Annotated in this window: 11 protein-coding genes; all 11 read right to left on the reverse strand. The window is 61.4% G+C overall.

Annotation, left to right across the window (positions count from 1 at the left end; genetic code table 11):
- Positions 1-9: 9 nt before the first annotated feature.
- The 11 genes from nuoN to nuoC are packed head-to-tail and all read right to left on the reverse strand — an operon-like array spanning position 10 to position 13,701.
- On the reverse strand, positions 10-1,449 hold the full coding sequence (gene nuoN / locus B2590_RS07260; RefSeq protein WP_286809974.1) for an NADH-quinone oxidoreductase subunit NuoN: 1,440 nt from the start codon (positions 1,447-1,449) through the stop codon (positions 10-12).
- Complete coding sequence (gene nuoM / locus B2590_RS07265; protein WP_286809973.1) at positions 1,449-2,984, reverse strand: NADH-quinone oxidoreductase subunit M; 1,536 nt, start codon at positions 2,982-2,984, stop codon at positions 1,449-1,451. The genes nuoN and nuoM overlap by 1 nt, the downstream gene beginning before the upstream one ends.
- Complete coding sequence (nuoL, locus tag B2590_RS07270; protein WP_286809972.1) at positions 2,981-4,849, reverse strand: NADH-quinone oxidoreductase subunit L; 1,869 nt, start codon at positions 4,847-4,849, stop codon at positions 2,981-2,983. The genes nuoM and nuoL overlap by 4 nt, the downstream gene beginning before the upstream one ends.
- A complete protein-coding gene (gene nuoK, locus B2590_RS07275; protein ID WP_286809971.1) occupies positions 4,846-5,154 on the reverse strand; it encodes an NADH-quinone oxidoreductase subunit NuoK in 309 nt (102 codons plus the stop codon). The genes nuoL and nuoK overlap by 4 nt, the downstream gene beginning before the upstream one ends.
- Positions 5,151-5,693 (reverse strand): NADH-quinone oxidoreductase subunit J, encoded by a 543-nt coding sequence (nuoJ, locus tag B2590_RS07280; RefSeq protein ID WP_286809970.1) that lies wholly within the window; start codon positions 5,691-5,693, stop codon positions 5,151-5,153. Before nuoJ ends, nuoK begins: the two co-directional genes overlap by 4 nt.
- A gap of 42 nt (positions 5,694-5,735) precedes the next feature.
- Complete coding sequence (gene nuoI, locus B2590_RS07285) at positions 5,736-6,284, reverse strand: NADH-quinone oxidoreductase subunit NuoI (protein ID WP_036205735.1); 549 nt, start codon at positions 6,282-6,284, stop codon at positions 5,736-5,738.
- Between the two features lie 31 nt (positions 6,285-6,315).
- Positions 6,316-7,293, reverse strand: coding sequence for an NADH-quinone oxidoreductase subunit NuoH (nuoH, locus tag B2590_RS07290; RefSeq protein WP_286809969.1), 978 nt, complete (start codon positions 7,291-7,293; stop codon positions 6,316-6,318).
- On the reverse strand, positions 7,290-10,031 hold the full coding sequence (nuoG, locus tag B2590_RS07295) for an NADH-quinone oxidoreductase subunit NuoG (RefSeq protein ID WP_286809968.1): 2,742 nt from the start codon (positions 10,029-10,031) through the stop codon (positions 7,290-7,292). Before nuoG ends, nuoH begins: the two co-directional genes overlap by 4 nt.
- A 30-nt stretch (positions 10,032-10,061) precedes the next feature.
- Positions 10,062-11,444 (reverse strand): NADH-quinone oxidoreductase subunit NuoF, encoded by a 1,383-nt coding sequence (gene nuoF / locus B2590_RS07300; protein WP_286809967.1) that lies wholly within the window; start codon positions 11,442-11,444, stop codon positions 10,062-10,064.
- Complete coding sequence (gene nuoE, locus B2590_RS07305; RefSeq protein ID WP_286809966.1) at positions 11,441-11,956, reverse strand: NADH-quinone oxidoreductase subunit NuoE; 516 nt, start codon at positions 11,954-11,956, stop codon at positions 11,441-11,443. The genes nuoF and nuoE overlap by 4 nt, the downstream gene beginning before the upstream one ends.
- Complete coding sequence (nuoC, locus tag B2590_RS07310) at positions 11,956-13,701, reverse strand: NADH-quinone oxidoreductase subunit C/D (RefSeq protein WP_286809983.1); 1,746 nt, start codon at positions 13,699-13,701, stop codon at positions 11,956-11,958. The genes nuoE and nuoC overlap by 1 nt, the downstream gene beginning before the upstream one ends.
- Positions 13,702-13,706 lie beyond the last annotated feature (5 nt).

A 13,706-nucleotide genomic window follows, 5' to 3' on the forward strand; every position in this document is an offset into this window, starting at 1 on the left:
AGCTAAACGTCAGAAAGCCGTTGCCGACAGCCCGGCCACCCACTGGATCATTGGCGAGGGATAAACACCCAGCACCAGGATCAACACGGCCACGACCAGCAGCGTCAGCCCACCAATGCGGTTACCCCAGTCGTTGGTGGCGTCCATACGGCGCATGCCGGGTTCCGGCAGGTACAGGGTCACCATCACCCTCAGATAGTAGAACAGGCCAATGGCACTGCCTGCGACGATACCGCCCACCAGCCACCAGCGGTTTTCAGCAACCCCCAGTGCCAATACATAGAACTTGCCGATAAACCCCGCCGTGAGCGGGATGCCAGCCAGGGACAGGAAGCTCACGGTCATCACGGCTGCCAGCCATGGACGGCGCCAGAACAGCCCACGGTAATAGTGCAGTCCGGCGGCATCTTCACCACTGAACGGGCTGGACAGCTGGGTAACCACGCCGAAGGCTGCCAGTGTGGTGACAAGGTAGGTCACCAGATAAACCCCCACGGTTTCTACTGCCAGTGCCCCACCTGCAACGATAGCCACCATCAGGTAGCCAAAATGGGCAATGGAGGAATAGCCAAGCAGTCGCTTCAGGTTGGATTGGAACAACGCCAACAGGTTGCCCCCCAACATGGTGATCAGGGCCAGCAGTGTTATCAGCGTGTTCAACCAGTCGCTGTTAAACACCGGCGCAACGGTCACCAGACGCAGTAACAGCACGAACACCGCCAACTTGCTGACCGTGGCGAGGAAAATGGTGGCCGGCGCAGGCCCACCCTGGTATACGTCCGGCGTCCAGAGATGAAAGGGAACAATGGAGAGCTTGAAGCCAAGCCCCACCAGCATCAACACAGCCCCAGCCAGCGTCCACGCATCGGAGGTGTTTGCCAGCCCCGTCGCCAGGCCCGCCAGGTCGAGATGCCCGGTACGGGCATAGATCAACGCCATGCCAAACAACAGGAACGCCGTCGCGGCCGCAGACAGAACCAGGTACTTGATGCCGGCTTCCAGAGACCGTTCTGCCCGAAAGCTATAGGCCAACATGCCGTAGAGGGGCATCGACAGCAGCTCCAGGCTGATGAACAGGGTCGCCAGATGGTCGCTGGCCACCAGCCCCAGTGCCCCGGTCACCGCACACAAGAGCAACAGGTAAAACTCTTCCTTGGGGCCAATGTAACCGGTCAGGTAATGATGACTCAGGGCGACCGTGACCAGCGCACACAACAGCACCAGCACGCTGCCCATTAACGCCAGCCCATCCATAGTCATCAGTGGCGGCGATGACAATGCTGTAGAGGCCACAGGCACGCAGGCCAGAGCCAATACCAGCCCAACGGCCGAAACCAACGCCGTGGCGCCATGGTGCCGCTGCCAGGCTACGCCAAGCATGACGATCACCGCGGTGGCACCAACGACGATCATTGGTATGAGTGCAACCAGATTTGCCAGGGTCAGCATCAGTTCACCTCCCCTGCGCGGCTGGCCAGTTCTGCCCCGGCTTGCTCAAACAGCTCGGCAGCCGGGCCCGCTATCGGGGCGGTAATGTCGAGTATTGGCTGAGGATAGAGCCCCACCATCACCGTCAGCACAAGCAGCACCAACATCATGCCGTATTCTCTCGCGTCCGGCCCTCTCAGGGCGCCCTGGCGGTATTCCGGGCCATAATGCACCCGCTGCATCAGCAGCAGGGAGTATATCGCCGCCAGCACCAGCCCCACGCTGGCAATCACCACCACGACCGGCGCGCTGGGGAAGGTACCAAACAGCACCATGAATTCACCCACGAAATTGGCGGTGGCAGGCATACCCAGGGAGGCGGCAACGAAACACAGGGTAAAACCGGGCAGCACCGGGATTCGACCCCATAAGCCGCCCATGATCCGCATGTCACGGGTGTGAATGCGCTCATACAGTTGGCCGCTGAGAATAAATAGCCCGGCGCTGGAGAAGGCATGGGCCACCATTAGGATGATCGCGCCCTGAATCGCCAGTTCCGAGCCTGAATACAAAGCAATCAGCACGAAGCCCATGTGGGAAATACTGGTATAGGCGATCAGGCGCTTGATGTCCTGCTGTCCACACGCCAGTACGGCGCCATAGATAATGCCCACCAGCCCGAGTGTCATGGCGACAGGCGCAAACGCCTGGGACTCTTCCGGGAACAGCGGCAGCGCAAACCGCAGGATGCCGTAGGCGGCGGTTTTCAACAGGATACCGGCGAGGTCGACACTGCCGGCGGTCGGCGCCTGGGCATGGGCATCCGGAAGCCAGCCATGGAATGGGACCACCGGCAGCTTCACGGCAAAGGCCACAAAGAAGCCCAGCATCAGCCACGGCGCCAGCGCCTCCGGGACCTCGGTATCCAGCAAGGTGTCGTAGCTGAAGGACAGTTCGCCGGTGTTGGCGTAATGCACGAACACCAGTGAGAGTATCGCCACCAGCATGAGCAGGCCACTGGCCTGGGTGTAGATGAAGAATCGGGTAGCGGCTCGAATCCGGGTCTGCCCCGCCGAGCCGCTGTGCCCCCAGAGCGCAATCAGGAAGTACATCGGCACCAGCATCATTTCCCAGAACAGGAAGAACAGGAACAGGTCCAGCGCCAGGAATACGCCCACAACACCACCGAGGATGAACAGCAGGTTCAGGTGGAAAAAGCCCACACGGTGGTCAATCTCGTGCCAGGAACAGAGCACGGCCAGTGCGCCGAGGAAGCCAGTCAACGCCACCAGGATCAGCGACAGGCCGTCCATCGCCAGATGAATCTCAATACCAAAACGCGGGATCCAGGACGTTCTCCATTCCAGCAGCCAATGCCTGGTGACCTCGCCCGGCAACGCAAAATCACCGGTTGCCCAGAGCACCAGGCTGATAACCAGTACAAACAACATGGTGGCCAGCGCTATCCAGCGAGGTGCCCTGTCGCCCCACTGGTCCGCCTGCCAGCACAGCAGTCCACCCACAAACGGGATCAGGATCAGCCACACAAGGATCATGCTACCCCTCCCGGCAACACCGCCAGAGCCAGCAGGATGATCGTGGCGCCCAGTACCATCACCAGGGCGTAGCTGCGCACGCGACCGTTCTGGCTTTTCACCAGCCCGGCGTTAAGCGCACGCGCCAATAGCGCTGGCAGATTCATCACCAGGTTCACCAGATCCACCCTCAGAACCTTTACCATCCACTGCCAGGGCTGCACCAGCACCCGGTCAAACAGGGCGTCAAAACCCCACGCATGGTGCCAGAGTGTCCACAGGCGGGCGCCTATGCCCTGCCCGACCTGTTTTGCAAGCCAGTCACGCCGCCAAAGGAACAGCCATGCTGCCAACAGCAACCCCGCGATAGCGGCGCCCATGGCAAGCACCTGCAACAGGGTGTGGCCGGTTTCCGCTGCTTCTCCGGGTGCATCCGGGAAGAGTCCGCCAAGGCCCGGATAGAGCCAGGCGCCGATAAAGGTCGACAGCGCCGCCAGCACCATCAACGGCAGGTGATGAGTCAGTGGGTTGGTGCCGGGTTCCGGATGGCGGGCGTGGTCGCTTCCCGGCTCGCCATGGAAGGTGCCGAGGATCAGTCGAACCGTATAGATGCCGGTCAACACCGCGCCCAGCAATCCAACAATCAATAGGCCGGTCTGGTCAGCCGCCATTGCCTGCCACAGGATTTCGTCCTTGCTGAAAAAGCCAGCCGACACCAGTGGCAATGCCACCAACGCCGCACCGCCCACGAGGAAGCCACCATAAGCCACGGGCAGCTTGCGCCAAAGCCCGCCAAGCCGCCGCATGTCCTGTTCGTGGTGGCAACTGATGATCACTGCCCCGGCTGACAGGAACAGCAGTGCCTTGAAGAAGGCGTGGGTCACCAGATGGAAGATCGCGGCATCGAACGCGCCTACCCCTAACGCCACGAACATATAGCCAATCTGGCTCATGGTGGAGTATGCCAGCACGCGCTTGATATCGGTCTGGGCCAGAGCCGCAAAGGCCGCCAGCAGCAGAGACACTGCCCCGATCACGCCGACCAGCAGGAGCACATCCGGGGCCAGCAGGAACAGGCCATTGAGCCGGGCAATCAGGTACACGCCCGCCGTGACCATGGTCGCCGCGTGGATCAGCGCAGACACCGGCGTGGGGCCAGCCATGGCGTCGGGCAACCAGGTATGCAGCGGCACCTGAGCCGACTTGCCGAGGGCACCACCAAGTACCAGCAACGCCGCCAGGTTGGCGGTGGTACTGCCTTCCTGCCACTGCTGCGGAGCCAGGGCCAGCAATTGTTGGATATCGAGCGTGCCCAGCTCCATGAAGATCAGGAACAACCCGAGCGCCAGGAACACGTCGCCAATGCGGGTTACCACGAACGCCTTGAAAGCCGCCCAGCCATTGGCGCTGCCCTGGTAGTAATAGCCGATCAGGCCATAGCTGCAGAGGCCGACACCCTCCCAGCCGAGGAACAACAGCAGCAGGTTGTCTCCCAGCACCAGCAGCATCATGCTGAACACAAACAGGTTCATCCAGGCGTAGAAGCGGGTAATGCCTTCCTCACCGGTCATGTACCAGGCGGCGAAGAGGTGAATCAGGAAACCCACACCGGTAATCACTGACATCATCACCAGCGCCAGGCCATCCACTGCCAGGCCGATGGTGGGCTGGAAATCCCCGACGGCAATCCAGGTCCAAAGGGTTATCCCTTCACTGCCGCCGGCATGAGCCATCGTCGCCCAGGCCGTGGCCAGCGCCGCCAGCCCCACGCTACCGACGCCCACTACGGAACTGGCCAATGCGCCCAAGCGCCCGCCGCTGAACGCGAGTATCAATGTGCCCGCCAGAGGCAACAGAAACGAAAGAGTCACTGCCATCGCCATCATCCACGCATCCTGCTAACGGCATCCAGATTCAGGGCGCGGAAGCGCTGGTAAAGCTGGATCATCAGCGCCAGCCCAACACTGGCTTCCGCCGCCGCCAGGGTAATGACCAGCAGGAACATGGCCTGGCCGTCCGGCTGGTTCCAGGCCGTGGCCCCCACCACAAATGCCAGCGCCGCCGAGTTGAGCATGACTTCCAGGCTCATCAGCACAAACAGCATGCTGCGGCGCAGCATCAGCCCCAGCAGCCCCAGGCTGAACAGAATGGCGGCCAGGATCAGCCCATGCTCCATGGGAATACCCGTCATGAGTTGCCTCCCTGGTTGCGGTTGTCCAATGTCGTCTGCTTTCGCAAAGGATTTGATCGCCGCCCCACATGGGACGCTGTCACCAGGGCCGCCAGCAGGAGAATGGCGGCCAGCTCCACCACCATCAACCAGGGCCCGAACAGGGTCAGGGCTACGGCCCGTGCGGTCAGCAGCTCACCATCGATCATCTGCCCGATGCCACCCTGACCGATCAGGGCCGCCAGGGCACCCAGAAGCAGCAACGTTAGCAACGATGGCCCTGCCCAATGGCGAGGATTCCGCCAGGACTGTTCCCGCTCCGCATCCGACCGCAGGTTCAGCATCATCACCACGAACACAAACAGCACCATGATCGCCCCGGCATACACGATAATTTCCAGGGCGCCGGCAAACGGTGCCCCCAGGGCAAAGAACACCAGTGCCACGGCGATCAGCGACACGATCAGATACACCACCGCATGAACCGGGCTGGTGCCAGTGATCACGCCAATGGTCGCCAGCACCGCCACCAGTCCACTGACATAGAAGGCTAGCTCCATCAGGTTGCCTCCTCCGGCTTACGGTCACTATTGCGGTGACTATCAGGGTAACAACGTGCGCACATCCTCCGGCGCCTCCTCGTTCTGGGCCTGGCCCTTGTCTTTACCCCCGATGGCCATGCCCGCTACCTTGTAGAAGTGGTAGTCATGGTCCTTGCCGGGACCATTGATCAGCAGATCCTCTTTTTCGTACACCAGTTGCTGGCGATCATACTCGCCCATCTCGAAGTCCGGCGTCAGCTGGATGGCCGACGTCGGGCAGGCTTCCTCGCACATGCCACAAAAGATGCAGCGGGAGAAGTTGATGCGGAAGAACTCCGGGTACCAGCGGCCGTCTTCCTGCTCTCCCTTCTGCAGCGAGATGCAGTCCACCGGGCAGGCCACCGCACACAGGTTGCAGGCCACGCAACGCTCTTCGCCGTCCGGATCGCGGGTCAGCACAATGCGGCCGCGGTAGCGCGGTGGCAGATAGACCTGTTGTTCCGGATAGTTCACTGTCTCCCGCTTGCGAAAACTGTGCATGAACACCATGCCCAGGGTGCGCAATTGCGACCAGGTGGCCGGCAACAGCCAGAGCATGTGTTTGATGATCGGGACCTTTTCTCTTTCCATAAGTCCTCCCTTATTCAGCCACCAGGAGCATCACCGCCCCCGTCGCCAGTAAGTTGATTAGTGTTAGCGGTAGGCACACCTTCCAGCCAAAACTCATCACCCGGTCATAGCGGGGCCGGGGCAACGATGCCCGCAGCAGGATAAACAGCATCAGGAAGAAGCCGGTCTTGAGCGCGAACCACAGGATTGGTGGCAGCCACGGGCCGTGCCAGCCGCCAAAGAACAGCGTGACGATCAGCGCCGACACCAGCACCATGCCGACGTATTCGCCGATGAAAAACAGGCCGAATTTCATGCCGGAGTATTCAATGTGGTACCCGTCGGCCAGTTCCTGTTCCGCTTCCGGCTGGTCGAACGGGTGGCGGTGCGTGACAGCAATACCGGCGATCAGGAAGGTGGCGAAACCGAAGAACTGGGGAATGATGAACCAGAAACCTTCCTGGGCGTTGACGATGTCTCGCAGGTTGAACGACCCGGCCATGGCCACCACCCCCATCAGCGACAACCCCATGAACACTTCGTACGACAGTGTTTGGGCCGTGGCTCGCATGGCGCCCAGCAGCGCGTATTTGTTGCCGCTGGACCAGCCCCCGAGCAACACCGCGTAGACGTTGACCCCAGCCATGGCCAGGAAAAACAGCAGGCCAATGTGCATGTCCGCCACGCCCCAACCGGGGGTGATCGGGATAATGACAAACGACAGCAGCAATGAGGCAAAGGCAATCACCGGCGCCAGGACGAACAGCGGCCGGTCGGCGAATGGCGGTATCCAATCTTCCTTGAAGAAGATCTTGATCATGTCCGCAACCAATTGCAGCGTGCCAAACGGCCCGACCCGATTGGGCCCGTAACGGTCCTGCCAGAGCCCCAGCAGGCGACGTTCCACCACTGTCATAACCGCACCCAGAAGCACGGCGCCCAGCAGGATCACCAGTGCCTGGAACATCCCCCAGGCAATGGCAGCCAGTTGCGGAGTCCACCAGCTCATGGCTCACCTCCGGCAGAGTTGTCCAGTGCTACCGGCTCTCCCGGAAGCAGTCCGGCAATCAGCCCGGCTGGAAGACCGATCCAGCCTTTGGGCCAGCCATCCTGCTGAACCACCAATAGCGCTTCCCCAAGAATGGTCACCGTGTCACCGCCCCGGATCGACAAGTGTTCAGCGTCATCCATGCTCAGGGTGACACTGGGCGTTTGCGTACGCTCCTGAATGGGCACGGCCAATGAGGACGTCTCTTCGCCACCAAACAGCCGCGGCAGAATCAGGGCCCGTAAAGCTGGCGAGCGTTCTCCACTTTCGACGCTTTCGACGCCCTCGGCACGTTGAGGCGGTCGGCTGTAATGGCCCTGCCCCGGGACCGGACACATCAAACGCACGCCGGGGTCACCGCCGCGCAAATGGCCGCCTACTTCGTCGGTAAACTTGTTCCAGGCCTGGGGCGAGTTCCAGCCGGGCGCCCAGGCAAAGGGCACCTGCTGCCGGGGCTCGTGGTAACCGCTGTAGCCCTCCATGGAATAGGCAAACGCGGAATCCGGGTCCTGCGGCACTCGTGGTTCGCTGACGTCCTGGTTCGCCCGCATGGAGGTACGGCCACTGTACCGGTGGGGCTCCCGCGCCAGCTGCAGGCCATCAATGCGGTAGTGTGGGGCGGGAGCGGCTTCCTCCATACCGCCCAGCTCTGGATGAGCCTCGACACACGCCGCAATGACGGTATCCAGGGTGATATCACCGGCTTTCTCGCCTTGCATGTTCACCGCCAGTGCGTGCAACCAGCGCCAGCTTTCATGAATACGGCTTTCCGGCCGCATGTAACCGGGGTCATATACCTGGAAGAAGCGTTGCGCCCGGCCTTCCAGGTTAACCAGCGTACCGTCCGCCTCCGCGAAACTGGCCGCAGAAAGCAGGAAGTTGGCGCGCTCGGCCGTTGCTGTGCGTTGATGATCAAGCACCACGCAGATCTCTGCCGGCGCCAGCGCTGCATCCACCGTTTTCCGGGGCACTCGTTGGTACAGGTCGTTTTCCAGCACCACCACGGCATCCGCGTGGCCATTGGTCAGTTCCTCCAGCGCCCAGTCCAGTGGTTGGCCGCCCATCAGGGACAAGCCCGTGCTGTTGGCCTCGCGCCGTATCAGTGCCAGCCCGCCCCGTTTGGCACGCCGGGACAATGCTCGGGCCACATTCCCGGCCGCTTCCAGTACCGGTTCGGAGGCCAGCGATCCACCACTGATAACCAGCGGACGCTCCGCCGCCATTAAAGCAGTGGCAATGGTTTCAGCAGCCTCAGCCATGGCCTCAGAAAGCCCTTCCACTGGCGGGGCTGCCGGGTCGATCCGATGGGCCACCGCAAAGCCAAGGTTGGCAATCTCATCGGGACTCAAGGCATAGCGAGCCGCAGCCACATCATCGAGGTCTGTAGCGGTGGGCCAGGCGATAAACAGCGGGTGGTAACGATCCTGCGCCAGGGTTTTGAGGGCTTCAGCATTCCAGGCGGGCACACCAATGGTCTCGCCCAGTGCCTCACGACGCGACAGCGCGGCCTGACGAAGGCTCAAGCCCAGACGACCGGCGCTCTGGACCGGGTCTTCGCCCAGAACCAACACGGCGTCGTGATCTTCCATCTCGCGGGGCGTGGGCGTTGGCAGGCCGGTATGGCGTTGCAGATGATTCATCAGGTCAAGGCAGGCCTGTTCCCGCGACTCAATGCCGGTGGAAAAGTTTTCCACGCCGACCAATGCCTGCAACTGGTGATTACTCTCCAGGCTGGCCCGTGGCGAGCCGATGCCGATCACCCGGCGGGAATGGCGCAGAGCGTCGCTGATACGGGCCAGAGCGGTGTCCACTTCGAGGCTGACCGGATCACTGCCTGACGATTCCCGACATTCCGGCAGTCGCGGCCGATCTGCCCGGTTGACGTAACCGTAGCCGAACCGGCCCCGGTCACAGAGGAAATACCCGTTCACCTCACCGTGGTAGCGATTTTCAATACGGCGCAACTCTCCGTACCGCTCCCCCGGGCTGATGTTGCAACCCATTGAACACTGGTGGCAGATGCCGGGCGCAAACTGCAGATCCCACTTGCGGGTGTAACGTTCGGAATGGCTCTGATCCGTGAACACGCCGGTGGGGCATACTTCCGTAAGATTGCCGGCGAAGGGGCTTTCCAGAATGCCTTCTTCGTAGCGACCGAAATAGACATTATCCTTGGCACCAAAGGCCCCCAGGTCGGTACCACCAGCGTAGTCGTTGTAAAAACGCACACAGCGGTAACAGGTAATGCACCGGTTCATCTCATGGGCAATGAACGGCCCCAGATACTGGTTCCGGCGCGTGCGCTTGCGGAACCGGTAACGGCGGCGATCATGGCCGGTCATCACCGTCATGTCCTGCAGGTGACAATGCCCGCCCTCCTCGCACACCGGGCAGTCATGGGGATGGTTGATCATCAGCCACTCCACCACACTGGCGCGGAAGGCTTTGGCTTCCTCATCGTCGATATCAATGCGGGTCTGGTCCGCGGCGGGCGTCATGCAGGACATCACCACCATGCCCTTGTCGTCGTCCTTGTCCTTATACTGTTTGACCGCGCACTGGCGACAGGCACCCACACTGCCCATGGCCGGGTGCCAGCAGAAATAGGGAATATCCAGGCCGAGGGACAGACACGCCTGGAGCAGGTTGTGGGCTCCATTGACCGTATAGCGTTGTCCATCCACGTGAATCGTCGCCATGTTGCCTGCCTATCCTTCGATGACTTTTGCTCAGACTTCTCCCACCGGAATCGGGTCCTGATGGGCCTTACCCCTGGGTTTGCTGACGCCCTGCTCAAACTCCTGCCGGAAGTGTTTGAGGGCCGTCTGTAACGGCATGGCGGCGCCGGTCGCATGGGCGCAGAAGGTCAGCCCTGGGCCGCAGTCCGCCGCCAGCTTGTCCAGTAGTTCGATATCGCCGGTTTCACCCTGCCCCAGTTCCAGTGCCCACAGCAGTTTGACCGTCCACGGCAGCCCGTCCCGACAGGGGGTGCACCAGCCACAGGATTCCCGCGCAAAAAACTCCTCCAGGTTGCGCATCAGCGCCACCATGCTCTGTTCCTGAGGTACCACCGTCAGCAGCCCCGTCCCCAGGCGGCTGCCTTCCTTGCCCACGGTGTCGAAATCCAGCGGCAGCTCGAGATGCTCCGGCAACAGAAACCCGGTGCTGGCGCCACCTGGCAGCCAGGCCTTGAGTGATCGGTTGCCACGCATACCCCCAGCCCGCTCGAGAATTTCGGCGCCGGTTGTCCCCATGGGCAACTCCCACAGGCCGGGCTTCTCCACCGGGCCGGACACGCCATAGAGTTTGCTGCCGCCGTCATCAATGCGATCACCGGAAAGTGCCTGATACCAGTCCGCACCCTTGAGGATCACCGCCGGCACGTTGCACAGGGTTTCCACATTGTTCACCACCGAGGGTTTGCCCCAGGCCCCGGACTGACCCGGAAACGGCGGCTTGGCACGTGGGTTGGCCCGCTTGCCTTCCAGCGAATTGATCAGCGCGGTTTCCTCGCCGCAGATGTACCGCCCTGCGCCGGTATGCACGGCAATGTCGAAATCAAAGCCGCTGCCATTGATGTTGACTCCCAGCCAACCGGCCTCCCTGGCTTCGTCCAGAGCTCGGTTCAGAACTCCCGCTGCCTCCACGTATTCACCGCGTAGAAAGATGTAGCCGTAAAAGGAATTGTTGGCCAAAGCCCCCAGTACCATGCCTTCGATCAGCAGGTGAGGCTGTTGCTCCATCAACAGGCGATCCTTGAAGGTGCCTGGTTCCATCTCATCTGCATTGCAGATCAGGTAGCCCCGGGGCATGCCGCCGCCCTGCAGGGTCAGGCTCCACTTGAGCCCGGCGGAAAAGCCTGCACCGCCGCGGCCTCGCACATTGGCGCCTTTCATGGTGGCGATGATGGCCTGAGGGTCGCCGTTGTCCAGCGCCTTGCGAACCGACTGGTAGCCTTCCTTGCGCAGGTATTCGTCAAGCCAGATCACTTCGCCGTCGTCCCGCAGCCGCCAGGTCAGCGGATGGGTATCCGGATGACGGTCTGCCTCCGGTTGCAACAGCCGGCTGCGATAACGCACGGATGTTCGCTGGCTGGAAATGGACTCGCTCATGGGTAACCCTCCAGCAGGCCCGGCAGGTCGTCCGGCGACACCGGGCCATAGGTATCATCGTCAATCATCAGCGCCGGCGCGCCATCGCAGGCACCCAGGCAGCAGACCGGCAGCAGGGTGAACCGGCCGTCTTCTGTGGTCTGGCCATAGTCGATTCCAAGATGGCTCGCCAACGCCTGTTTCAATTCGTCGAAACCACTCAGAAAACAGGAACTGCTGTCACAGACCAGCACCACATGCCGGCCCACCGGCTGACGGAAGATCAGGCTGTAGAAGGTCGCCACGCCCTCTACCGACGCGGGGCCGATACCAAGCACCTTTGCAATAGCGCCAATGGCACCGTCCGGCACCCAACCATAACGGCGCTGGACAATTTTCAGGGCCTCAATGCACGCGGCCTGAGGCTGCTCGTAGTGCCCTACTTCTTCCAGCATCGCAGCCTCGTCCGCGGGATCAAGTTCGAATCCGTCGGTGCCGATAACCCGATGTGTCTGCGGTGTTGTTGCCATCATCAGCGGTCCACGTCTGCCATCACGAAGTCGATACTGCCCAGGTGGGCGATCAGGTCCGGCACGAAGCCTCCGCGCATCACCGCCGGTATCTGCTGCAGGTGCGGGAAGCTCGGGGTGCGGATGCGGGTACGGTAGCTCATGGTGTTGCCGTCACTGGTCAGGTAATAACTGTTGATGCCCTTGGTGGCCTCAATCATCTGCAGGGATTCATTGGGTTCCAGCACCGGCCCCCAGGACACCTGCAGGAAGTGGGTAATGAGAGTTTCAATGTGCTGGAGCATGCGTTCCCGGGGTGGCGGCGTGGTCAGCGGATGATCTGCCTTGTAGTCACCCGTGGGCATATTGTTGACGCACTGCTGGATGATTCGAAGGCTCTGGCGCATTTCGTCGATACGCAACTGTCCCCGATCGAACACATCCCCGTTGTGGCCCAGCGGCACCTCAAAATCGAACTGTTCATAACCGGAGTAAGGCCGCTGCTTACGCAAATCAAAATCGCAGCCGGTGGCCCGCAGGTTAGGCCCGGTCACCCCCCACTCCAGTGCCTCGGCTGTATTGAAGGCCGCCACATGGCGAGTCCGCTCGCGCACGATGGCGTTTTCCATCATCGCCCGCTCGTATTCCTTCAGGCGTGCAGGCATCCAGTCCAGAAAGCCCTGCACCAGTTTTTCCCAACCCTGGGGCAAATCCTGCATCACACCGCCAATGCGGTACCAGGCCGGGTGCATGCGAAATCCGGTAATGCCTTCGATCACCTCATAGCCCCGCTGCCGGTCGCTGAAGGTGTAGAACACCGGCGTCATGGCCCCCAGATCCTGCAGGTACGTCCCGAGGAACAGCAGATGGCTGGTGATGCGGAACATTTCGGCCATCATCACCCGAATCACCTTCACCCTGTCCGGCACCTCAATACCGGCCAGTTTTTCTGCGGCCAGCACGTAAGGCAGGTTGTTCATCACGCCACCGGTGTAATCAATGCGATCGGTGTAGGGAATAAAGCTGTGCCACGACTGGCGCTCGGCCATCTTCTCGGCGCCCCGGTGGTGGTAGCCAATGTCTGGCACGCAATCGACGATTTCCTCACCGTCCAGTTGCAGCACGATGCGGAAAGCCCCATGGGCGGATGGGTGGTTGGGCCCCAGGTTGAGGAACATGAACTCCGCCCCGTCACGTTCACGCTGCATGCCCCAGGCTTCCGGGTCGAACCGCATGGCTTCCTGTTCTGCATCCTGGCCTTTCACAGTCAGGGTATAGGGGTCGAACTCGGTGGCCCGGGCGGGGTAATCCTTCCGCAGCGGGTGGCCTGTCCAGGTCGGCGGCATCAGGATCCGCTCCGGATGCGGGTGTCCGGCGACGGCGATGCCAAACATGTCCAGAATTTCCCGCTCGTACCAGTTGGCATTGGCGAAGACGTTGCTAACGGTGGGCACCCGCAAATCGCTCTCTGGCAGCCCAACCTTCAGGATCAGGTCTTCATTACGCTCCACCGACAGCAAGTGGTAGAACACGGTGAAGTCAGCCTCTGGCAGACCGTTCCTGTGACCACGCAAGCGCTCATCCACGGCCGACAGGTCATAGAGCATGGAAAATGGCGCTGGCTGCCGCTTCAGGTGCGCCAGAATATCGACGATACTCTCTCGCGACACCCAGAATACGGGCATGCCCGTCAGCGTGGGCTGTACATGCAGTACATCCTCTCTAAAATCGCCCAGCAGGCTCTCGAAGTCAGCGGTGCCTGTCGTCATCGTTG

The sequence above is a fragment of the Marinobacter sp. UBA3604 genome (assembly GCF_002375325.1).
Lineage (GTDB): Bacteria > Pseudomonadota > Gammaproteobacteria > Pseudomonadales > Oleiphilaceae > Marinobacter > Marinobacter salarius.